The 22,201-nt window shown below is 63.5% G+C and carries 21 protein-coding genes and 1 tRNA gene; 17 read left to right on the forward strand and 5 right to left on the reverse strand.

Features of this window, described 5'->3' with window-relative positions; translation table 11 throughout:
* The first annotated feature begins 14 nt into the window (after positions 1–14).
* The 4 genes from F0P96_RS01560 to F0P96_RS01575 are packed head-to-tail and all read left to right on the forward strand — an operon-like array spanning position 15 to position 2,235.
* On the forward strand, positions 15–356 hold the full coding sequence (locus F0P96_RS01560; protein ID WP_262714333.1) for a DoxX-like family protein: 342 nt from the start codon (positions 15–17) through the stop codon (positions 354–356).
* 1 nt (position 357) lies between these two features.
* A complete protein-coding gene (locus F0P96_RS01565; RefSeq protein WP_151076989.1) occupies positions 358–1,125 on the forward strand; it encodes a DUF2071 domain-containing protein in 768 nt (255 codons plus the stop codon).
* On the forward strand, positions 1,089–1,856 hold the full coding sequence (locus tag F0P96_RS01570; RefSeq protein ID WP_151076990.1) for a class I SAM-dependent methyltransferase: 768 nt from the start codon (positions 1,089–1,091) through the stop codon (positions 1,854–1,856). The genes F0P96_RS01565 and F0P96_RS01570 overlap by 37 nt, the downstream gene beginning before the upstream one ends.
* The gene (locus F0P96_RS01575; RefSeq protein WP_151076991.1) at positions 1,840–2,235 is read left to right on the forward strand and encodes a hypothetical protein; all 396 of its coding nucleotides are present in this window, start codon (positions 1,840–1,842) and stop codon (positions 2,233–2,235) included. The genes F0P96_RS01570 and F0P96_RS01575 overlap by 17 nt, the downstream gene beginning before the upstream one ends.
* Positions 2,236–2,296: 61 nt before the next feature.
* Here the strand turns inward: F0P96_RS01575 and ruvC are convergent, their stop codons facing one another.
* Positions 2,297–2,929: a crossover junction endodeoxyribonuclease RuvC gene (gene ruvC / locus F0P96_RS01580; protein ID WP_201743891.1), complete on the reverse strand. Its 633-nt coding sequence runs from the start codon at positions 2,927–2,929 to the stop codon at positions 2,297–2,299.
* 75 nt (positions 2,930–3,004) lie between these two features.
* Between ruvC and F0P96_RS01585 the strand changes: the two genes are divergently transcribed.
* From F0P96_RS01585 to F0P96_RS01610, 6 genes are all read left to right on the forward strand, one after another.
* Entirely contained in the window at positions 3,005–3,970 is a 966-nt protein-coding gene (locus F0P96_RS01585) for a lysylphosphatidylglycerol synthase transmembrane domain-containing protein (RefSeq protein WP_160620044.1), read from the forward strand.
* Positions 3,967–5,142 carry a glycosyltransferase gene (locus F0P96_RS01590; RefSeq protein ID WP_151076994.1) on the forward strand — a complete coding sequence of 392 codons (1,176 nt, stop codon included), beginning with the start codon at positions 3,967–3,969 and terminating at the stop codon, positions 5,140–5,142. The genes F0P96_RS01585 and F0P96_RS01590 overlap by 4 nt, the downstream gene beginning before the upstream one ends.
* Positions 5,143–5,284: 142 nt before the next feature.
* Positions 5,285–5,581 carry a helix-turn-helix domain-containing protein gene (locus F0P96_RS01595; RefSeq protein ID WP_235917343.1) on the forward strand — a complete coding sequence of 99 codons (297 nt, stop codon included), beginning with the start codon at positions 5,285–5,287 and terminating at the stop codon, positions 5,579–5,581.
* Positions 5,581–6,777: an ABC transporter permease gene (locus F0P96_RS01600; RefSeq protein WP_235917344.1), complete on the forward strand. Its 1,197-nt coding sequence runs from the start codon at positions 5,581–5,583 to the stop codon at positions 6,775–6,777. Before F0P96_RS01595 ends, F0P96_RS01600 begins: the two co-directional genes overlap by 1 nt.
* A gap of 66 nt (positions 6,778–6,843) precedes the next feature.
* Complete coding sequence (locus F0P96_RS01605; RefSeq protein WP_235917345.1) at positions 6,844–8,130, forward strand: PP2C family protein-serine/threonine phosphatase; 1,287 nt, start codon at positions 6,844–6,846, stop codon at positions 8,128–8,130.
* Positions 8,130–8,723, forward strand: coding sequence for a DinB family protein (locus F0P96_RS01610; protein WP_151076995.1), 594 nt, complete (start codon positions 8,130–8,132; stop codon positions 8,721–8,723). The genes F0P96_RS01605 and F0P96_RS01610 overlap by 1 nt, the downstream gene beginning before the upstream one ends.
* Here the strand turns inward: F0P96_RS01610 and F0P96_RS01615 are convergent.
* The gene (locus tag F0P96_RS01615; RefSeq protein WP_151076996.1) at positions 8,720–10,180 is read right to left on the reverse strand and encodes an O-antigen ligase family protein; all 1,461 of its coding nucleotides are present in this window, start codon (positions 10,178–10,180) and stop codon (positions 8,720–8,722) included. The two genes, F0P96_RS01610 and F0P96_RS01615, sit on opposite strands and share 4 nt — an antisense overlap.
* Positions 10,181–11,266 carry a GumC domain-containing protein gene (locus F0P96_RS01620; protein ID WP_151076997.1) on the reverse strand — a complete coding sequence of 362 codons (1,086 nt, stop codon included), beginning with the start codon at positions 11,264–11,266 and terminating at the stop codon, positions 10,181–10,183.
* A 164-nt stretch (positions 11,267–11,430) separates the two neighbouring features.
* Between F0P96_RS01620 and F0P96_RS01625 the strand changes: the two genes are divergently transcribed.
* The 7 genes from F0P96_RS01625 (at position 11,431) to F0P96_RS01655 (ending at position 18,199) form a co-directional block, all read left to right on the forward strand.
* On the forward strand, positions 11,431–12,825 hold the full coding sequence (locus F0P96_RS01625; protein ID WP_151076998.1) for an oligosaccharide flippase family protein: 1,395 nt from the start codon (positions 11,431–11,433) through the stop codon (positions 12,823–12,825).
* A 135-nt stretch (positions 12,826–12,960) separates the two neighbouring features.
* Entirely contained in the window at positions 12,961–14,097 is a 1,137-nt protein-coding gene (locus F0P96_RS01630) for a glycosyltransferase family 4 protein (RefSeq protein WP_151076999.1), read from the forward strand.
* 223 nt (positions 14,098–14,320) lie between these two features.
* Positions 14,321–14,947 carry a polysaccharide deacetylase family protein gene (locus tag F0P96_RS01635; RefSeq protein ID WP_235917346.1) on the forward strand — a complete coding sequence of 209 codons (627 nt, stop codon included), beginning with the start codon at positions 14,321–14,323 and terminating at the stop codon, positions 14,945–14,947.
* Between the two features lie 3 nt (positions 14,948–14,950).
* Complete coding sequence (locus F0P96_RS01640) at positions 14,951–16,060, forward strand: glycosyltransferase (protein ID WP_151077000.1); 1,110 nt, start codon at positions 14,951–14,953, stop codon at positions 16,058–16,060.
* 54 nt (positions 16,061–16,114) lie between these two features.
* Positions 16,115–16,882 carry a TatD family hydrolase gene (locus tag F0P96_RS01645; protein ID WP_151077001.1) on the forward strand — a complete coding sequence of 256 codons (768 nt, stop codon included), beginning with the start codon at positions 16,115–16,117 and terminating at the stop codon, positions 16,880–16,882.
* 72 nt (positions 16,883–16,954) lie between these two features.
* Positions 16,955–18,061 (forward strand): asparaginase, encoded by a 1,107-nt coding sequence (locus F0P96_RS01650; protein WP_167291137.1) that lies wholly within the window; start codon positions 16,955–16,957, stop codon positions 18,059–18,061.
* A gap of 50 nt (positions 18,062–18,111) precedes the next feature.
* Positions 18,112–18,199: transfer RNA gene (locus F0P96_RS01655), tRNA-Ser, on the forward strand.
* A 164-nt stretch (positions 18,200–18,363) separates the two neighbouring features.
* Here F0P96_RS01655 and F0P96_RS01660 read toward each other — a convergent pair.
* Together F0P96_RS01660 and F0P96_RS01665 are read right to left on the reverse strand one after the other, a co-directional pair.
* Positions 18,364–18,567 (reverse strand): PID-CTERM protein-sorting domain-containing protein, encoded by a 204-nt coding sequence (locus tag F0P96_RS01660; protein ID WP_151077002.1) that lies wholly within the window; start codon positions 18,565–18,567, stop codon positions 18,364–18,366.
* An 8-nt stretch (positions 18,568–18,575) separates the two neighbouring features.
* A complete protein-coding gene (locus F0P96_RS01665; RefSeq protein ID WP_151077003.1) occupies positions 18,576–22,121 on the reverse strand; it encodes a LamG-like jellyroll fold domain-containing protein in 3,546 nt (1,181 codons plus the stop codon).
* Positions 22,122–22,201: the final 80 nt, after the last annotated feature.

The raw sequence follows: 22,201 nt of genomic DNA on the forward strand, positions 1-22,201 counted from the left end.
GCGGTATCGCCGTAGTGTGGCTTATTAACGGGTTGCTGTGCAAAGTGCTTCACTTGGTGCCCAGGCACGAGGCCATTGTAGCCCGCATCTTGGGGCCTGAATACGCAGCACCTCTCACGCGGCTTATTGGGGTAGCCGAAATAGGTATGGCTTGTTGGGTGCTTAGTAGACGTTGGATACGTCTCAGCGTAACGACGCAGGTGTTGCTAGTGGCGGTAATGAACGTGCTGGAGTATCTGCTGGCCGTAGACTTGCTACTGTGGCAGCAGTTCAACCTGGTATTTGCGGCTGCTTTCATCGCGTTGCTGTGTTACTATGGCTTCGGGCGCTCGGTTCGTCCTACAACAGCGCTGTAGCATGGCCGCCTGGCTTGCCCATCATCCATTTGCCGTTGATGCCCAATTGGACCGCACCACGGTCCTGACGTTTGCTGCGCCAATCACCGAACTGCAAAAACTGATTCCACCATGCTTGAGCCTCGATACGCTGGATAATACTTGGGGCTTTGTGGCCGCGGCCTTGGTGCAAACCCAGCAACTGCGGCCACATGGGCTGCCAGCGTGGCTGGGAAGCAGCTTTTTTCTAATCGGCTACCGGGTATTTGTGCGCTACACCACACCCGCTGGCAAGCGTCTGCGAGGGTTATACATTCTGCGTTCGGAAACTGATAAGGCGGCCATGCAGCTGTTGGGAAACCTCTTCACGTCGTACCACTACCACACCATCGACGTCCGGCAAGTTGTCGATGACAGCTGCCTGATGGTTGAATCAAAACGAGCCTCGTTGGTCATCCAGTTAGAAACAGCACCTGAAGACGCCGTTTTGTTACCGTCTGGGTCGCCGTTTACCAGCTGGCAGCAAGCGCGGCGGTTTGCCGGGCCCCTGCCGTTCACGTTTTCCTTTCAGCCCCGGCAGCAGCAGGTTGTTATTGTAGAGGGCGTGCGGGAAGCATGGCATCCGCAGCCTTTGCGCGTGCTTCAGGCCCAGGTAGGTTTCCTCAATCAACTTAATCTGCCGGGCCTCCGCTTGGCCAGTGCCTTCACCATGACCAACATTCCTTATCATTGGAAAAAAGGCCGAACCGAGCCATGGCTTACCGCCGAAAACCCGCCGAGGGTGTCCTGAACATCGTACGATTTAACTGGCCATTTTTTGCAGCTGCTGCCAGCTTGCTGTTGGTGCTGGGTGGCGCGGTGTTGTTAGCCGATGCCACTTGGCGCCCTTGGGTGCTGGCAGCGCTGATGCTGACGGGCGCACCGCTCGTGGCATCCTTGCTGGTGTCGTACTACGTCTACGACTGTTCCGCCCTGTATTCGCTCAATTGGTTGCCCGCAGAATGCTGGCCTACCGCAGGGCAAACGATGGTAAATATTCATGCTGGTTTCGATGAAACCAGCTACCTGCTGCTGCAGCGTTTTCCAAGTGCTTCGCTGCGTGTGTTGGATTTTTTTGACCCTACCGAGCACTCCGAAGCCTCTATTCGGCGGGCCCGTGCTGCCGATTCGCCGTTCCATGGAACCGAGCCAGTACAACCTCACGCGCTACCGCTGCCTGCAGCCAGTGTTGACCGGGGATTTGTGTTGCTGGCGGCCCACGAAATTCGAAAGCCGACGCAGCGGGTTGCTTTTTTCGGTGAACTACGTCGCGTGCTGAAACCCACCGGCCGGTTGGTCGTCGTCGAACACCTGCGCGACCCCGCTAATTTTCTGGCTTACACCATCGGCTTTCTGCATTTCTACCCTCGCCCGATGTGGCTGCGCACGTTTGCCGCAGCAGGTTTCACGCCGCAGCAGGAAATCAAAATTACCCCGTTCGTTTCCGCTTTTATCCTTGTGCCCAATGGAATTTCAGATTAGGGTTGCCGGCGGATTAATGGTTGGGCTGGCCCTATTGCACGTTGGCTTTCCGCGCTATTTTGAGTGGGCTGGTGAACTGCAACCCCTGCGTCTGATAAACCGGCAGATGATGTACGTGCACACGCTTTTCATTGGCCTGGCAGTGCTGCTGATGGGACTGTTGTGCATAGGTTACGCACCCGAGTTAGTACGTACTCCGTTGGGTAGAGTAGTTACCTTAGGGTTTGGGATTTTCTGGTTGGTGCGGCTAGTGGTGCAGTTTTTTGTTTATTCAACCGAACTGTGGCGGGGCAAGCGTTTTGAAACCGTTGTCCACATCATTTTCTCCCTGCTCTGGACCTATCTGACGGGTTTATTTTTTGCCGTCTTCTCGCATTGAAGCGCAAAGGCCACATTTGTGCAGGCCGGTAATTGGCGCACCAAATCAAAAAATCCCAGTGCTACGCCGCCGGTTTCTTCCGCGCCGCCGTGGCCTTCTTGCCCGCCACCGGTGCGGCCAGCTTGTCGGGGTTGTCGGCCAAGAACTTGCCCCAGCTTTTGCCGCCGGCCTGCACGTTGTTGCCTTTCTGGTAGTGGTGGCACATGGCTACGGCCAGCGCATCGGTAGCGTCGAAGAACTTCGGGGCGTCGTCTGCCGAGAGCTTGAGCGTCTGGCGCAGCATGGCGGCTACCTGCTCTTTGCTGGCCGCGCCGGAGCCCGTTACGGCCTGCTTGACCTTGGTGGGCGCGTATTCCACGTAGGGAATCTGGCGGGAGAGGCAGGCGGCAATGGCCACGCCCTGCGCCCGGCCCAGCTTAAGCATGCTCTGCACGTTGGCCCCGTAGAAGGGCGCTTCAATGGCCAGCTCGTCGGGCAGAAACTCCTCGATGAGCTCGATCATGCGGTCGAAGATCTTCTTTAATTTTACCGCGTGATTGGACCCCAGGGACTTCAGGTTGATAACGTCGTAGCGCAGCACCTGCACCCGCTGGCCACTCACCTCAATGATGGCGTAGCCCATAATCTGGGTGCCGGGGTCGACGCCCATGATAATCTTGGGCAGGTCGGGGAGGATGCGGGGAAGAACGGCCATTATTCACAAAACTACGCCAAAACCCCCGATACCCCGCCACCGCGCAAGCCCCGCCACCCCTGGCGCCGCCCCGCCGTGGTGGCCGGCAAGCTGCTGGTGACGGCCCTCACGCTCTGGCTGCTCTACCGCTCTGTGGTAGCCGATGCCGAAACGGCCGGTGCCTGGCGCGGGCTGTTGTCGTCGGCCCGGCGCGGGCCGGTGCTGCTGGCGCTGGCGTTGGTGCCCGTCAATTGGGGCGTAGAGGCGTGGAAGTGGTGGCGGCTGGCGCAGTACCTGGAGCCGGTGTCGTTTGGGCGCAGCTTCCGGGCGGTGTTGGTGGGCCTGACCCTGGGCTTTGTGACGCCCAACCGCGTGGGCGACTACGCCGGCCGGATTCTGGAAATGAAAAACCGCCGTCCCGAAGCCCTCGGGGCCATTTTCCTGGGCCGCTACTGCCAGTTGCTCATCACCATTCTGGGCGGCTCGGTGGGCCTGCTTTACTTCGCCGCCCGCGAGTTCGGCGCCGACTACCCTGCCACCATCGTCGGCCTGGGCCTCACGGCGGTGCTGGGCAACGCCTTGGCGCTGCTGCCGCTCTACCGCAACCGCGTGCTGCTGGCCGCCGCTACGCAGTGGCGGCCGCTGCACCGCCTGCGCCGCTACGTGGCCGCCATGCCCGATTACCCGCCGCGGGTGCTCAGCGGGGTGCTGGCGTTGTCGGGGCTGCGCTACGCGGTGTTTTCGGCGCAGTTCGGGCTGCTGCTGCTGGCTTATGGCACCACGCCGCCGGCCGGCCCGGCGGCGGCGGCCATTGCCGGTACCATGCTGTTCAAGTCGCTGGTGCCCTCGCTCAACGCCCTCACCGACGTCGGCGCCCGGGAGCTGTCGGCTACCTACCTGTTTGGGCTGCTGGGCGTGCCCGCGCTGCCGGTGCTCAGCGCCAGCCTCAGCCTGTGGGTGCTCAACATTGCCCTGCCCAGCGCCGCCGGCCTCGGGTTTGTGCTGCAGCTGAACGTGTTTCGGAAGCGCCGGAAAAAAGGCCAGTCTACGCCGCCCGTATGAGTGCCGACTCCTGGGGCCTGACGTTGCTAGGGGCCGCCCTCGGCCTGCCCGCGGCTCTCTATGCCGGGGTGTTGCTGACGCTCCGCCGCCATTGGCAACGCCTGCCAGTAGTGCCGATTACGGGGCCGGCTGACGCGCCGCTTCCTGCCGCTACTCCAACGGTATCGGTTTTGATTGCCGCCCGCAACGAAGCCGACACCTTACCGCTGTTGTTGGCCGACCTCAATCAGCAGCAAGGGCTGGCACCGGGGTATTTCGAAGTACTTGTGGCCGACGACCATTCCACCGACGCCACAGCGGAGGCGGTCCGGCAGTTTGCGGCCCGCAGTGCTTACCCGTTGCGCGTTGTTTCGCTGGCCGAGTTGCCCGACCCCGCAACCGGGAAGAAGGCCGCCGTAGCCGCCGCTTTAGCCACGGCTACCACCCCGTGGGTGCTGCTCACCGACGCCGACTGTCGGGTGCCGCCCCACTGGCTGGCGGCCTACGCCGCGCCGATGGCGGAGCCTACGGTGCAGTTTATCAGCGGGCCGGTGCTGCTGGAAGGTCGCGGCTTGTTGGCCGAGTTGCAGGGGCTGGAGCTGGCGGCGTTGGTGGGAGTGGGGGCGGCGTGTATTGCCGCCGGGGCGCCCACCATGTGCAACGGCGCCAACCTGGCCTACCGCCGCAGCGCCTTCGCTGCCGTGGCAGGCTTTGCCGGCAACGCCCACGTGCCCAGCGGCGACGACGAATTCCTGCTCCACAAGCTGGCGGCGCTTTACCCGCAGGGCATCCGGTTTCTGAAACATCCCGCAGCCGTGGTCCGCACCGAGGCCCAGCCCACGCTGCCGGCGTTGTTGAACCAACGAGTGCGATGGGCCAGCAAATGGCAGCACTACCAAACGGCCGCGCCGCGTCGCCTCGCGCTGCTGGTGCTCGGCGCCAACCTCGTGTTGGCCCTGTTGCCGCTGCTGGCGCTGGCGTGGCCGGCGCTGTGGCCCTGGGCCGCCGCCGCGTGGCTCCTGAAGCTGGGGGCCGACGCCCTGTTTCTGAGCCCCGTGCTAGGCTTTTTTGCTCGCCGCCGCTGGTTGTGGCTGGTACCGCTGCTGCAACTGGTGTATCCGCTGTACGCGCTGGCTACCGGGTTGCTGGGGCTGCGCGGCGGGTACCGGTGGAAGGGGAGGCGCACAAGGTGAGCGGCAACGAATAAATTGCTGATTCCCATTGCTGTATTTTTTTGGTGCCCTCAAAAAGTATAGCATCTGTTGGGCCGTAACATCGCGCTTCATGTGGACTCCGCAAGCTGTATATGCGCCGCTTCGGTTTCCTGCCCGGCCGATGATACCTTTGCTGACCATCAGCCGCCCCGTTTCCGCCGTGACCGACCCCGAATTCGACATCCTCGACGAGCTGTACTTCGTCACCTCGTTCCGCGACTTGCAGCAGCGCACCCGCCTGACGCCCGCTGCCCTGGAGCAGCACCTGCGCGGCCTGCTCGACCAAGGCCTTGTGCGTTGCTACTGGCCCGACCCCGACACCGAGTTGGCCTACGAGCCCACCTCGTTCGGCGCCATCGGCCCCGATTCGTACTTCCTGGCCTCCAAGGAAGGCCTGCTTCAGCACAACTCGCGCTAATGGCCGCGTCCGTGGTCGACAGGCCCAAACCAGCGTCTCCGACTGAAAACCAGGCGCGCACGCCGGGCTACTACGTGCGTCAGCGGCTGCTGGGCAACGGCCCGGCTATGGCCGGCCTGCTGTTCATTGTGCTCTGCACGGTGGTGGCGCTGCTGGGCTACCTCATTCTGCCCGACGCCTCGCCCGACGCCAACAACGGTTTAGTGCAGCTGCAAAAACAGCCGCCCGGCACCACCGTTACCATTCTGCGCCTGCCGCGCCTCGACTCGGCCGCCGCTACGGGCGCACCTTCCGTGCTTTCGCGGTTGCTGAGCGGCACGCCCGCGCAGGTTGAGGAAGTACCGCTCAGTCGTTACCGTATTGCTGGCGACACGCTGGAAGCCCAGCCGTTTCAGGCCAAAGGGGCCCTGGCCGAACCTGTGCGGCGCTACGCGCTGACCCGGGTAGCCGGGCACACCGGTACGCCCGCCGCACTCCAGCGCATCATCGAAACCGAGCGGCTCCAGCAGCGCACCTACTGGCTGGGTACCGACAAAGCCGGCCGCGACGAGCTAAGCCGGCTGCTGCTGGGCACGCGCATTTCGTTGGGCATCGGCTTAGTGGCGGTGCTCATTTCTATGTTCATCGGCGTGGCCATCGGGGCCGTGGCCGGCTATTCCGGCGGTTGGCTCGATTCGCTGTTGCTGGGGGTGATGACGGTGGTGTGGAGCATTCCGGGCATCATGCTGGTCATTGCCATTTCGCTGGCTTTCGGCTCGAAGGGCGTGTGGACTTCGTTCGTGGCCGTGGGCCTGACCATGTGGGTAGACGTGGCCCGCGTGGTGCGGGGCCAGATGCTGAGCCTGCGCGAAAAGACCTTTGTGGAAGCCGGGCGGGTGCTGGGGCTGCCCACCGGGCGGCTGCTCACCTGCCACTTGCTGCCCAATTTGTTCGGCCCGCTCATCGTCATTGCCACCAGCAACTTCGCCGCGGCCATTCTGCTCGAAGCTGGCCTGAGCTTTCTGGGCTTGGGCGTGCAGCCGCCCGCGCCCTCGTGGGGGCTCATGGTGAAGGAAGGCTACGACCTGCTGGGCACGCGCGCCGGGCTGTGGCTCACGCTCATGCCCAGCGTGGCCATCAGCTTGCTGGTGCTCAGTTTCAACCTATTAGGCAACGGCCTGCGCGACGCCTACGACCCCAAAACCCCGCTTGGCTAAGCCGGCCCGCGGTCCTTACCTTCGTAGGCCGCTCAAACCGATTGGCCGCTTCCTCGTTTGGCTTGTATGCCGTCTGCCGTTCCCATGCCCGATACCCAGCCGTTCGTCACTATCTCCCGCGAAGAATACCTGCTGCTCAAGCTGAAGGAGCGCGAATTGGCGGCCCTGCTCGAAGTAACGCGGGCCGTGAACGAGGAGCCCAACGACGAGAACATCTACAAGATCTTCCAGTTTACGCTGCTGGGCCAGCTGGGCGTGCGGCAGCTGGCCGTGTACGTGCGCGACGGCGACGAATGGCGCTGCGCCACGGCTTTCGGCCCCAAAATGCCCGACTTTCTCTCGGTGCCGTTGCCCGAGCAGCTGCAGCGGTTTCCGCCCGAGCACGCCGCGTCGGTGGTCGATCTGGAGCTGGGCAAGCCCTGGCAGGCCTTTGAAAACGTGATGCCCGCCTACGAAGGCGACCAGCTGCTGGGCCTCGTGTTCGTGGGGCAGTTCAGCCCGAACTACACGGCCACGGCCGAGGCCCGGCAGGAGGCCGTCAGCTTTATTGATTCGCTGAGCCAGATTCTGCTGGGCGCTGTGGCCTCGCGCGGGCTGGTGCGCCAGCAGGTGCAGGCCGCGGCGGTGCGCAAGGAAATCGAAATTGCCCAGGAAGTGCAGGCCATGCTGTTTCCGGGCAAGCTACCCAGCGACGCCAGCGCCGTGGTGCACGCCACCTACATTCCGCACACGGCCGTGGGCGGCGACTTCTACGACGTGGTCGACATCGACAAGGAGCGGTTCCTGTTCTGCGCCGCCGACGTGTCGGGCAAGGGCGTGGGCGCCTCGCTGCTGATGTCGAACTTCCAGGCCGGGCTACGTACGCTGCTGCGCCAAAAGGCCGACCTGGCCACCATCGTGCGGGAGTTGAACCACCTGATTTTCCGCAACTCCGGCGGCGACCGGTTCATCACCGCGTTCTTCGGCATCTACAACCGCAGCACCCGCCACCTAGAGTTTGTGAATGCCGGCCACAACGACCCCATGCTGCTGCCCGACTGCGGCCCCGTGCAATTGCTCAAAACGGGCTCCATCATGCTGGGGGTGATGGAGGAACTGCCCAAACTGCAGGTAGGGGAACTGACGGTACCCGCCCGTACCATGCTGCTGACGTACACCGACGGCCTGACCGAAGTGTTTGACCAGCACGGCAATGAGTTTGGCGAAGAAGGCTTGCTGGCGGCGCTGCAGGAAATGCGCTACGTACCGCTGCCCAAAGTGCACGAGTCTCTGCTGCAGCGCATCGAGCACTTCAACGCCAAAGGCACCCACTTTGCCGACGACATCACCATTCTGAGCTGCCGGTTTAAGTGATGGGTGCCGGGAACGAGTCTATTGGGTTGCTCATTGTGCACATTCGCCAGCAGCTCGAAACGGCCTTTGCGGAGTTGGATGCGTGGTTCGACCAGTCCGCTCCGCTGCGGGCGTTTGTGCCGACCCGCGGTGGTTGGACGGTCGACCAGATACTGGAACACACCGCGCTGACCAACCACTACCTCCTGATTCTGATTGAGAAAGGTGCCCAGAAAGCCCTGAATAACACCTCCGGGCTTGACTTGGCACAAGAACTGGCAGCTCACTCGTTTCAGTACGGCAAGCTGGATGAAGTCGGCTTGTTTGGCTCGTTCGGCTGGATGCGACCCGAACACATGGAGCCGCGCGGCAACAAAAGCGGCCAGGAAGTGCGCGAGCAGCTTAAGCAACAGCTCCGGCAGTGCCTAGACGTACTCGATCGGCTGCCTAACGGCGAAGGCGTGCTCTACCGCACTACCATGACAGTAAATAACCTGGGGAAAATAGACGTGTATGAATACGTGTATTTTCTGGCCAAGCACGCCCAACGGCACCTTGCGCAAATGCAGCGCAATGCTGCAGAATATGCGCAAGCCACGACCGAGGCCGATTAGCTGGCCGCTGCGGCGGATTCGTCGCCCAGCCAGCCTTCTATCCGAATGAGCACGGCTAGGCCGATGAAGAAGAACGAGCCGATTTTGTCGACTTCGATCAACTCGTTGAGCAGCAGGTGAAAGATGATGACGACCAACGACAAGCTGGCGGCCAGCGTCACGCGGCGCAACTCGGGGCGGGCAGCGGTGCGGTGGTAGAGGGTTTCGGCAAAAAGCAGCGTCACCGAGAGCAGCAACACAAACAGCGCGAAGCCGGGGAAGCCCTGCTCGGCTAGCTGCAGCAGGAAATAGTTGTGGGTGGTAGAGTGTTCGGGGTTGTCGCTCACGTAGGTACGGAAGCTCTTGACCGTGTAGCGTTTGTACTCGGGGTAGAACGTGGCCGGACCGCTGCCGGTCAGGGGCTTGTCGGCCAGCATGCGCACGGCGGCCACCCAGCGGTACACCCGTTCCATGCCCGACACGTCTTCCAGCTTGTAGGTAGCCTCTAGGTGCTTCTCGAAGTTGTTGCCGTTGAAAATCGTCTTCTCGAAGTTCGGGGCGTAGAGCATGAAGTTGTTTTCCTGCACGAAGTACAGCGCGCCGCCCACCATGCCCGCTACCGCCCCGATGAGCACCCAACGCGTGAGGCGCAGGCGCATAACCAGGTAGAACAGCCCGGCAACGGGCAAGGAGAGGATGGACGCGCGGGTGTACGACGTGAACAAGCCGAACAGCATCACCACCATAGCCGCCCGCCAAGCCATGCGCGCCGCACCGTGACTCGATTTGGCCGCGTACCACGCGTAGGGCAGCAGCAACGCCAGCACCGTGGCGTATATCACGTGATTGATGTAAAACGGCGTGAGGGCGTGGTTGATGCTGTCGAACGAAAAGCCCTTGCCGGCGTGGCGCACGGCCGTATAGAACACGGTGCAGGAGGCGCCAAGGGCGTGGCAGGCAGCAATTTTCCACACATCGGCGGGGCGACGCAGCAGCAGCAGCGTCACGAACAGAAACGGCCCGATGTACCAGCTTTTGGCCAGCAGGTACTTCACCGATTTGCCCGTATCGACCGAAAACAGCGTCGACACCACGGCCCAGAGCAGCATCAGGCCCAGCACCAGCACCAGCGGATGCGTCAGCTCGCGCCGTGTGAGGGCGGTGCGCCCGGTAAGGAGGCTGACGAGCAAGCAGCCCAATACCACCAGCATCAGCGGCTCCGACGGCACATCGAGGCTCAGGCCGCCGGGCAACGGAAACTCGCGCGAAAACGCCAGCGTGGTCAGCAGCAGGTAATACACCCACCGCCAATCGACCACCAACACGCCCACGCCCACGGCGGCCAGCGCGGGCGCAAAACCCAGCGGGCTGTCGGCCAGCAGGGCCGTGGCACCGCCGGCCAGCAGCAGCAGCACAAAGGCCACAAACACGCGCTGGGCGGTGTCCTGCGGCCACAAACGGGCGAGCAACGCGTTCATTTAGGCAGGCTGCGCTACCTGAAACCGGTCGGCGTTGCGGCGGTACAGCTCCAGCAGCGTGATGACGATAACCGACAGGGCGAAGGTGATGACCACCGACGACACCACAATGAGCCAGCGGATGGGCTTGGCCTTGCGGGTGGCCGGCAGGGCTTTCTGCACCACGTAAATCGAGGAAATGCGGCCTTTCAAAGCCAGATCCGCCGATTCATAGGCCGATTTGGCGCCAATCAGGCGGCCCTGCAAATCGTTGAAGCGGGCGTAGAGGGTGCTCATCGAGTCGGTGCCCTGCACGTAGCTTTCGAGGTTGAGCAGGTTGCCGCCGTCGGCGGTGGTGAGGGCTTTGAGGGCGCGGCGCAGGCCGGCGGCTTTGGCGCTGTTGCCTTCGCCTTCGGCGCGGCGCAGGGCCGATTCAGTTTCCACAATCTCCTTGGCCAGGAAGCGCGATTCGCGGTCCATGCCAAACACGCCGTAGCGGCGGCGGCCGGCAATCAGGTTCTGGCGCGTCACGCTGTATTCGCGGTTCAGAAATGTGTATCGGTCGCGGTAGAGGTCGAGCACGCGGCGGCGGTTTTCCAGCGTCAGCTGCTGGTTAAGCGAGTCGATAACAGCTACAAGGTCGTTGGCAATTTTGGCGGCCAGCTGCTTGTCCTTGTCCTGAAACGTCAGCTCAATGGCGTCGCGCTCGTTGTGCACGATGTCGAGGTTGGCGTTGAACTCGTCGAGGGCGGCTTGGTCGGCTTCTTCCACGCCCGGGTCGCCCACTTTGTAGTGCTTGTGCAGGTGGTGCTTCTTGATGATGTACTCGGCCGCCGGCATGGACGTACCGATGGTCAGCACGCGGTCGATGTCCTCGGCCCGGCCGCCCAGCTCCAGCTTGTTGCCTTCGGCCGTCACAAAGCGGTCGGGGTCGGTGGTTTGCGGGTTGGTGGGGTAGAAAACCGACGTCGACTTATAAATATTGGGCAGCAGCAGCGCCACCACGGCACTTACCACGGCGGCCAGCGCCACGGCGGCTAGTACCAAATTTTTCCAGCGCTGAACAATGGGCCAAAGGCTAAGTACCGAGTAGGGGCGAGCGGACATGCAAAAGCAAGTAGTAGGAAACGGGCCGGCACGGGGCAAAACCCCACGCGCCGACCAGACAAAGTTACCATAAAAACCGCTGACGCCGGCCTTTTTGGTAGTTTTGCGGCCCACCTCAGATTTTCGCCCGCATCAAACGCTTCTTTGGAAATATCAGCCTCGCGGTGCTGCTCAACCTGCTCATCAAGCCGGGCTGGGTGGTGGTCGAAAACCTGGTGCAGGACCGCCTGGGCCACGCGGCTTTCGGCACCTTCACGGCGCTGTATGCCCTCACGCTGGTGCTGGCCTCGGTGTCGGACCTGGGCCTGACGCAGCACACCACCAAGCGCGTGGCCGCCGAGCCCAGCTTTCTGCCCGAGTACTTTCCCACGGTGCTGCCCCTGCGCGGGGTGCTGAGCGTGGTGTTTCTGGGCGTGATGCTGGCCGTGGGCTGGGTCATCGGCTACCGCGGCTACACGCTGACGCTGCTGGCGCTGGTGGGCGGCGGGCTGCTGCTCACCCAATACGCGCAGTTCTTGCGCGGCGCCGTGCAGGCGCACCAGCATTTCAATACCGATGCCTGGCTGTCGGTGTTCGAAAAAGCGCTGTTGCTGGGCTTGGTGGTGGCGCTGTTGCCGGTTGGCATCACGCTCACCAACTACATCGGGGCGCGCACGGTGGCTTCGGCTTTCACCTTTGTGCTGCTCTACGCGCTGGTGGCGCGGCTATTTGGCCGGGTGCCGTGGCGCCTGAACCGGCAGCAGGCCGGCGAAGTGCTGCGCGGCAGCCTCCCCTTTGCCCTTATTACCTTGCTCTACGGCCTGAACGAGCGGATCGACATGGTAATGCTGGAGCGGCTGGCCTCGCCGCAGGAAGCCGGCTACTACGCCGGCGCCTACCGCTGGGTCGATGCCGTGATGATGTACCTCTGGACGGTGCTGCCGCTGTTTTTTGCCAAGTTTGCCCACGCCCTGCACCGCAAAGACGAGCAGCGCGACCTGCTGTGGTTTGGGCAGCGCGTGGCCACCGTGCCATTGCTCATCATCTGCGCCTTCGTGCTGTTTCGGGGCGAAGTGCTGTTCTGGCAGTTCAAGCACAGCAGCCCCGAAGAGCTGGCCCGCATGACGCTTTGCCTGCGCATTTTGTTTGTCAACGTGCTTGTGCACGCCTTTTTTGCCATCTACAGTACCTTGCTCACCAGCACCTCGTTTGAGCGGCCGGTGAGCTGGCTGGTGGCCCTGAGCATTGCCCTGAACGTGGGGCTAAATTTTGTATTGCTGCCGCGCTACGGCGCCGTGGCCGGGGCGGTTAATACCTTGATCTGTGCCGTTTTGGTATCGGTGGGCTACGTGACGCTGGTGTACCGGCGGGCGGGGGTGGCCGTGCCGTGGGCGCTGCTGGGCCAGCTCACGCTCAGCTTTGGTGGGCTGTGCGCCGTGTGGTACAGCCTGCAGCGGTACTGGCAGCTGCCGTGGCTGGCCGAAAGCATTGTAGCCGGGCTGGTGTTTGTGGCGCTGCTCTTCATCACGCGAGTGGTGCGCGTGAGCGAACTACGCCCCTTGCTGAAGCGCGGCGGCTAATCGGCTCGTAATTGGCTCGGGCAGCGCCAGAGCGGTTAGGTAACGACATTTCCCGTTGAGGTTTTTGTTGAGGATAGGCCATTCTTGAGCACATTATCTACATCAGCACATTTCCCACATTAGCATAATAGCACTTTGCATATTGCCGTCAACGTCCGCTTTCTGCTGCCCGGCGGCCAGCTCGAAGGCATCGGGCGCTTCACCTACGAGACGCTGATTCGGATGGTGCGCCGCCACCCCGAACACACGTTTCATTTCCTCTTCGACCGGCCGTTCGACGCGCAGTACCTCTTCGCGCCCAACGTGGTGCCGCACGTGCTGTTTCCGCCGGCCCGTCACCCGTTTCTGTTCGTGGCCTGGTTCGAGGGGGCCGTGGCGCTGTGGCTGCGCCGCCACCGGCCCGACGCCTTTCTGAGCACCGACGGCTTCACCACGCTGGCCACGGCGGTGCCGCGCGTCACCGTCATGCACGACCTCGCCTTCGAGCATTTTCCGCAGGACGTGGGGTTGATTCAGCGCAAGTACTACCACTTCTTCGCCCCGCGCTTTGCCCGCGCCTCGCAGCGCCTCGTAGCCGTTTCCGAGGCCACAAAGCAGGATTTGGTACGCACCTACGGCATCAAACCCAAGCGCATCGACGTGGTGTACAACGCTGCCGATGCCCGCTTTCAGCCCCTGCCCGAAGCCGCTCAAGAGGCGGTGCGGCAGCGTTTCAGCGGCGGCCGGCCCTACATCCTGTTCGTGGGCGCGCTGCAGCCGCGCAAAAACCTCACGAACCTGCTCTGTGCCTTCGACCAGTTCAAGCAGCAAACCGGCTCTGATACCCAACTACTCATCGTGGGCCGCAAAGCCTGGAAAGCCGGGCCCATTTTCGACGTGTACCAGCAGATGCAGCACCAGCCCGCTGTGCAGCTCACTGGCCGCGTCTCCGACGAAGAACTGGTGCAACTCTACGCCGCCGCCCGTGCCTGCGCCTATGTGCCCTACTTCGAAGGCTTCGGCATTCCGATAGTGGAGGCCCAGCAAAGCGGCTGCCCGGTGCTGACGTCCGACCGCAGCTCCATGCCCGAAGTGGCCGGGGTAGGCGGGGCGCTACTGGCCAATCCGTTTTCGGTGGAAGAGCTGTCCGCTGCCCTCACACGCCTCGATGCGGATGCCGGCCTGCGGGCCCAATTGGTAGCGCAGGGACTGAAAAACGCGCAGCGGTTTTCGTGGGATGCCAGCGCCGAGCAGCTGTGGGGCAGTATTGAAGCCGTTTTAGGAGGGAAGTAAGTCGGGTTACTTATTTAGTAAGCTCGCTTATCAAAAGATTTTGCCCTGTTATTAATGAGAGCAAGGCGTGGTCTGTGCTATTTATTGGCCCTCCGAAACCTCTGCTGTTGATGCGCGCCGACAGTTGCTTTCCGGGCCTAATATAGGCAGGAAGCCGACGTGTGCGCTGGTCTACTCGGGTGGCCGTACCTTCGTGCTTCCCAGCCACCCGAATTTTCCCGCCTTGCGCCTCCACCGTCTGCCCGAAGCCATGCACCGCTGGCTGCCCGACACCATCTGGCAGCTGCCTGCCGCCGAGCGCACGGTGTACCTCACTTTCGACGACGGCCCCATTCCTGAAGAAACGCCCTGGGTGCTGGAGCAGCTGGCCGAATACGACGCCAAAGCTTTGTTTTTCTGCGTTGGCGACAACCTGGAGCGGCACCCCGATATTGCCTGGCAAGCCCTGGCGGCCGGTCACCAGCTTGGCAACCACACCCAGCACCACCTCAGCGGCTGGTCGACGGAGCGCGGGCGCTACCTGGCCGATATTGCCCGTTGCCAGCAGGTGCTCGACGTGCTGCAACCCGATGCCCCGCGGTTTTTCCGCCCACCCTACGGCCGCATTACCCCCGGCCTCAACCGCACACTGGGGCCCGACTACCGCATCGTCATGTGGGACCTGCTCACCTGCGACTACGACGGCACCTACGCCCCCGATAAGTGCCTGCGCGACGCGCTGCGCCTCACGCGGCCCGGCTCGGTGGTGGTCTTTCACGACAGCCTCAAGGCGAGCCGCAACCTGCGCTACGTGTTGCCGCGCTACCTCGCTGCGCTAACTGAACAGGGGTACCGGTTTGCCACTCTGTAACCCATGCTGAGCGGCCTGCTGAGTGCGTATTTCGTTGGCTGGTTTGCCATTTTGCTGGGTTCCTGGCTGCTGTTTGCCTTCCGCAAAGCGCCCGCACGGCAGCCGCTACCCACGCCGCTGCCTCGCGTGAGTATCCTCATTGCGGCCCGCAACGAAGAAGCTGCCATTGCCCGCTGCCTGCGCAGCATTCGGGCGCTGAACTACCCGCCCGAAAAGCTCGAAGTGCTCCTCGGCGACGACGCCAGCACCGACCGCACCGCTGCTGTAGCTACCGCCGCCATGCAAGGTTTCGCAGGCGCATTCCGCATTCTGCCGATTACCGATACTCTTGGCGAAGCGCGTGGTAAAGCCAACGTGCTGGCCCACCTGGCCCGCGCCGCCACCACCGACTACTTCTTCATCACCGACGCCGACATCAGCCTGCCCACAACCTGGGTACAGGGCCTGCTGCGCCACGCCACCCCCGGCCGCGGCACCGTCACGGGCCTTACCGTCGTGCACGGCCCGCGCCTGTTCGATCAGCTTCAGGGGCTCGATTGGCTGGTGTCGTTGGCGCTGGTGCAGGTAGTTTCCGACCGCGGGCAGCCCGTTACGGCCATGGGCAACAACATGCTTATTACCCGTGCGGCCTACCAGGCCACCGGCGGCTACGAAAACCTGCCGTTTTCCGTCACCGAAGACTACGAGCTGTTTCGGGCGGTGCTGCGCAAGGGTTTTGGTTGGGTAAATGTGTTTGAGACCGAAGTGCTGGCCGAGTCGTTGCCGGTGGCCTCGTGGAGCAAGTTGTTGCACCAGCGCCGCCGCTGGCTGCGCGGGGTAGAAGCCCTGCCGTGGTTTATCCAGGTCGGACTAATGCTGTACGGCAGTTTTTACCCGGCACTTGTGGTAGCGGGCTGGACGTGGGGCGTTTCGACGGCGCTGGTGTTGTTGGCGGGCAAGGTGCTGGTGCAGGGGCTGCTTACGTTCACGGTCTTTCGCCGCGTTGGTCTGGCTCCGCCGCTGCGCCTGCTGCCGTTGTTTGAAATCTACACCCTCGTCTTAACCACCAGCTTGGCCGGGTTCCGCCTGCTGCGCCGCCCTTTCGATTGGAAAGGGCGCCTGTACCGGCGCTGAGGGCCGGGAGCCGGCCAGCGTGCTTTCTTTGCAGTTGAAATTCCTTTTTCCGCTATGCTTCTCACCGATTCGCACGCCCACATCTACGCCGAGCAGTTTAAGCCCGACCGCGACGATGCCCTGGAGCGGGCGGTCCTGGCGGGCGTCACCACCATCGTGATGCCCAACATCGACCACACCAGCATCGACGCCATGCTGGAAACCGAGGCGCAACACCCGCAGCAGTGCTTCGCCATGATGGGGCTGCACCCGTGCCACGTGCTCAAGGATTTCGAGCGGGAACTGTACCTGGTGGAAGACTGGCTGAGCAAGCGGCCGTTTGCGGCGGTGGGGGAGTGCGGCATCGATCTGTATTGGGACAAAACCACCTTGGCCCGCCAGCAGGAAGCTTTGCGCGTGCAGCTGAGCCTGGCCAAGCAGTACCAACTGCCCATTGTGCTGCACACCCGCGACGCCTTTCAGGAAACCGCCGACCTCGTGGAACAAGCCCAGGACGGCACGCTGCGCGGCGTGTTCCATTGCTTTTCGGGCACGCCCGAAGAAGCCGAGCGCGCCATCAAGCTGGGGTTTAAGCTCGGCATCGGCGGCGTGGCCACGTTCAAAAACGGCGGCTCCGACAAAGTGCTGCCCAGCCTCGGTCTCGAGCACCTGCTGCTCGAAACCGACTGCCCGTACCTCGCGCCCGTGCCGCACCGCGGCAAGCGCAACGAGCCCAGCTACTTGCCCCTGATAGCCCACCGCGTGGCCGAACTGCTGCAAAAAGACGTGGAAGAAGTGGCCGAAGCCACCACCCGCAACGCCAAAGAGCTGTTCAAGCTGTAATTCGCCGGTCGTCCTGCGGGCCGGCCGTGCAGGCCGCATATGGGCCGTCGTCATTTTCCCGTTTCTCGTTGCATGGAACCCACGCCGCTTATCGACATCAAAGCCAGTACCCGCGGCGGGCAGCCGGAAGCCTCGGTGCTCATGATTTATACCGGCGGCACGGTGGGCATGGCCTACAACAAGCGCGGCGAACTGGCTCCCATGCGCTTCGACCAGATCCGGAAAAAGATGCCCGAGCTGCGCCAGCTCAACATGCGCATCTCGGTGCTCAGCCTGCCCGAGCCCATCGACTCCAGCAACGTGACGCCCGACGCCTGGCTGCAGATTGCCGCCCTCGTGGCCGAGCACTACGCCCACTACGACGGCTTTGTGGTGCTCCACGGCACCGATACCATGGCCTACTCGGCGGCAGCCCTGAGCTACCTGCTGGAAAACTTGGGCAAGCCCGTGGTATTCACCGGCGCACAGGTGCCCATGGGCCGCATTCGCACCGATGCGCGCCGCAACCTCGTGACGGCCCTGGAAATTGCGGCCGCCCGGCACCCCCGCGCCGGCACCGTGCGCGTGCCCGAAGTCTGCATCTTCTTCAGCGACGTGCTCATTCGCGGCAACCGCGCCAAGAAGGTTGAAAGCCAGCATTTCAACGCCTTCAAGAGCGAAAACTACCCGCCGCTGGCCCGCGCCGGCATCGAGCTGGAGTACCAGGACGACCTGATCCGGCTACTGCCCGGCGGCCCGCTCCAGGCGCATCAACGGATGGAGGAAAACGTGGCGGTGCTCAAGCTATTTCCCGGCATTACGGAGCGGGTGCTGCGCACGGTGCTGGAGCTCGACGGCCTGCGCGGCTGCGTGCTCGAAACCTACGGCTCGGGCAATGCGCCTACCGCGCCGTGGTTTCTGCAAGCCCTGCGCGATGCCCACGACCGCGGCGTGCACCTGCTCAACGTGAGCCAGTGCGAGGAAGGCCGCGTGATACAGGGGCAGTACGAAACCAGCGCCTACTTTGCGGAACTGGGCATCATCGGCGGCGAAGACATTACCACCGAAGCGGCCATTACCAAGCTCATGTTCGTCCTCGGCCTCGGCCGCGACGCCGCTGCCACCGCCCGGATGCTGGCTACCGACCTGCGCGGCGAAATCTCGCTGAGCCAGCCCACACCCGCCAGTCTGCGCTTTTGATGTTGTGATTCTGGGAAAGTAGGCGTTACTTTGCGCAGCTTTCCGCATCCAGAGGGGTGTCCGAGTGGTCGAAGGAGCACGCCTGGAAAGTGTGTATGGGTCAAAAGCTCATCGTGGGTTCGAATCCCATCCCCTCTGCTGAAAACCTCGTTTCTGATTTAGAAGCGAGGTTTTTTTCTGTGTGAAACGGACCCTTCGTTCATCCAAGTGCTAAGCATACCAAACAGAAAACGGCCACCCAAAGCAGGTGGCCGTTTTCTATTGGGGCTTTAATCGAAGCGCTTAGTACGGTAATAGGTCAGTCAGGCGCGGCGCTGGCGTAGGCGCCGCAGGGCGTAGGCCGCGCCGCCGGCCAGCAGCAGCGAGGCGCCGCCGTCGATGGGGACGGCCGTGGGCGAGCCGGGCAAGGGGCCGCCCGAACCGGGGTCCTGGGCAGCGGCGGGCGAGGTCTTCAGCAGCAGCAGTACGCCCAGCGCAGTCAGCAAGTGGGGGAGTTTCGAGAACATGAGGCGGACTAGTTCAGAATAAGTTTGCGGGTGAGGGTGCCGGCTTGGGTGCGCAGCTGCAGCGTGTACACGCCGGCGGGCAGGTGCTGCACGTCGAGGGTGCGCTCCAGCAACTGGCCGCGCAGGGGGGCGGTTTCGGTGCGCACCACTTGGCCCAGGGCATTCACCAGGCGCAGCTCGGCGCTGGAACCGGTGAGGCCGGCGGCGGCCACGGTCACGGTGCGGCCGGTGGCCGGGTTCGGGTACACGTGCAGGTCGGCATTGGTGAGCTTCGCTTGGCCTGCCGCCAGCGGACGGCTGGCGTTGAGGTGCAACACGAAGCGCACGGCACTCAGGCCCTGGGCCAGGGAAACCGAGTAGGCACCCTGGCGCAGGTCGTGCCAGGTACCGGTTTGGCGGTCTTCCAGGTAGAGCTGGCTGTTGGCCGGGAAGTTTACGAGCTGCTGCGGGTCGAAGGTGTAGGTACCGGCTTGCGGGGCATTCACAGTCAGGGGCAAGTCGAACGGCTGATTGCCGGTGGGCAGGCCCTGGATGGCAAAGCTGCTGCTGGCGCCCCGTTGGTAAAGGGTGGGCTGCTGGCCGCCGTTGAGCTGCACTTTCAGCGCGTCGAAGCGGCCATCAAAACCCACGGTAGCGCCGGTTTCCTGGTACACGTACAGCACATCTTCAAGCGGAGCGGTGCCGGCTGCGGCAGGAGCCTGCAGGCTGAGGGCCAGCAGCGGACGGGTTTCCTGGGTGCGGTACAGCGCCGGGTTCTGCAGCGTGGTTACGCGTTGCGGGTTGTTGAAAGTGAGGGTGGGCGTGCCCGAGCTGGCCCGCACGAAGAAGGCCTGGCCCATAGCAATGTTGTGGGCGCTGGCCGGGCCTACTCCGTTCACGTAGTTCACATAGCCGCCGGTGTAGGGGCCATTGGAGCGGTACACGTAGGCAGCGGCGTCCATGCCGGCCGGAATCGGCACTAGGTCCCAGTTGATAGGCGACGGGTAGGGGTTGCCCACCAGGTTCCAGCCCAGGCCGGCGGTGCCGCGCGTGAGGGGCACGCTTACTACTCCCGTGGTCAGCGGACCAGTGAAGGTGAGCGTGGTGGGGGCCAGGTTCACGGTGTAGCCGCGGCCGGGTACCAGCGCGTCGGTCAGGGCCGCGGGCGACTCCCAGCCGTAGTCGAAAGCCGCCGTGGCGCCGGAGCCGGTCAGGCGCTGCTCGTTGTAGCTGAACACCGTGGGGAAAGGCGTTACCAAAGACGGGTTGGCGGCCGAGTTGTAGGCCGGGTTCACCACGGCCGGCGTGCCGGGCGCGGCCAAATCGGCCACGGTAGCGCGCGAAGCCACGGGGCTGCTCAGGTGGCGGTAGCCGGGGCCGCTGTTGCGGGTCGGGTCAATCCAGCGCTGCACTGTGGCCGAGCCCTGCACCGCGCCGCCGTTGTTGTAAACCATAGCCGTGCCCGTCGGGTCCGATACCAGCGTCAGGTCGCGCCCGTTCACGTCGAGGGGGCCACCCAGGGAGAGCAGGCCGTGGACGCGGATGTTGTTGACGAGGCGGGCGCCGCTGGCGCCCAGGCTCAGGTTCATAAACTCGGTGTTGCTGCCGCCGCCGATGTCGTCCATGGTAGCGCCAGCCATGCTAATGGTGCCGCCCGACTGGTTGAAGCTGCCGCCGTTGGTGAAGGTGCCGTGCACGCTGAGCGAACCGTCGCTCATGGTGAACGAGGCGCCGCCTTGCAGCACAAAGTCCCGCACCGCAAACGTGCCGCCCGTGATGATGGGGTAGCGCGGCATGCCGTTCGGAATGACGATGTTGTCGCCGAAATTGGGCACCGTGCCGCAGGCCCAGTTGCCGGGCTCGTTCCAGGCGGTGTTCACGTTGCCGGTCCAGCTGAAAGAGCCGGCGCCTATGTTCACGGTGGCCGTAGCGTCGTCGAAGCAGCCGCTGTTCACGTTGGTGGCCCGCACGGTGTAGGTGGTGCTGGCAGCAGGGTTGGCCGTGACGGAGGCACCGGTGGTGGCGCTCAGCCCCGTAGCCGGCGACCAGGTATACACTATGCCCTGACGAATGGGGGCCGTGGAAGTCACCCACGTGGGGGCGGCGCCGGCCGCACCCAAGGTGCCATTGTTGCCGTTGGCCGTCTGGTCGACAAAGGCTGTGCCGGTGCCTTCGTCCAAGCGGTAGTAGGCTACCAGGCCGGGCTGGGTAGCCAGCACCGTTTTGTTGTAGTCGGCCAGAATCTGGGCTTCGGAGCGGGCCACGTTCCAGAGGCGAATTTCATCGGCCTGGCCGTTGTAGAACTCGCCAAAACCGGGCTGGGTGCCCAACGTGAGGGCGTTGGTATTGGTAGCTACCGGACCCGTCAACGGGTTGTCGAGCACTTTCACCCCGTCGATGAAAATTTTTACCCGGCTGCCGTCGTAGGTGGCAGCGGTGTGGTGCCAAGCATTGCGCAGGCTGGCGTAGGGTACGGGGAAGGTGCGCCAGCCGCCTATCCACAGGTACAGCACCAGGTTGTTGAAGTTGTCGTCGGTGCGGGGGAAAATGTAGCCCGTGTTTTGCACGCCCGACGACTTGTTGACCACGTTTTGCACGCTGTTGCCGGTGCCGGTGGGGTTGATCCACGCCTCAATGGTGAGGGCCGTGGTGAGGTCGAGGCTGGCGCTGGCGGGCACGCGGGCCTGGTCGTCGGTGCCATCGAAGCGCAGGCCACGGCCGGGCATCAGGGCATTGGCGTTGCTCACCGACGCATTGAGCGTGGTGGAGCCGCCCGCGCAAATGGTCGTGTTGCTGGGCGTCACCGTCAGCAGCGGAGCCACGTCGCTCACCACGTTGAAGGGCGCCGAGGTAGCCGTGCAGGCCGCGTCGTTGGTCAAGCGCACCGAGTAGGCGCCGGTAGTGGTGATGTTCGAGAGACCGGGGCCGTCGGCGCCGGCGGTGGTAGCGGGCAGGTCGGCACCGTTGTAAGCCCACTGAAACGTTGCCGATTCGTTGGACAGCGCCACGGCGTCAATCTCGTTCCATCCCGATACGGCCGCCGAGTTGATGGCCAGGCGCACGTCTTGCACCGCAAAGGCGGTCTGCGGGAAGTTCACGTTCAGAATGCGCGAGTTGGTGCCGGCCGACGCCGCCGTGTGCGTGTACACGGGCACCCAGGCGTTGGTATTCGGGTTGCGCACAAAGATGGTATCGATGGCGCCGGGGTTGTAGGTTTCCCAGATCAGGATGCGCTTGGCCGGGGCGGGGTTGGCGAAGCGCAGCACCAGGTACTCCCGGGTGCCGTCGGCGGGGCTGCTGGCCCAGGCGCCGCCCAGGTCGCCGTAGCGGGGATACACGTCGGGCGTGCCCACCACTTGGTTGGCGGCCCAGCTGCCGTTGTTGTACTCCGAGCTGAAGCGCAGCACCGACGAAACATAGCGCACGGGGGAGGAGCCGAGGGCAGTCCGCAGGCTCACTTGGCCGTTGCACACGGAGGCGGTGCCGTCGGAGGCCACGGTGGGGGCAGAGCATTGGGCCTGCGCGGTGTAGGCCCAACTGCTCAGCAGGCCGAGCAGCAAGTAGGTTTTTCTCATAGCAACGATGCGGTGAACGGTGAATAATGGGCGCCGAATCCGCAGCTGCTCAAACGCTTTTCGGCCTATTACCCAAGGCC

It is taken from the genome of Hymenobacter busanensis, from assembly GCF_008727865.1.
Taxonomy (GTDB): Bacteria; Bacteroidota; Bacteroidia; order Cytophagales; family Hymenobacteraceae; genus Solirubrum; species Solirubrum busanense.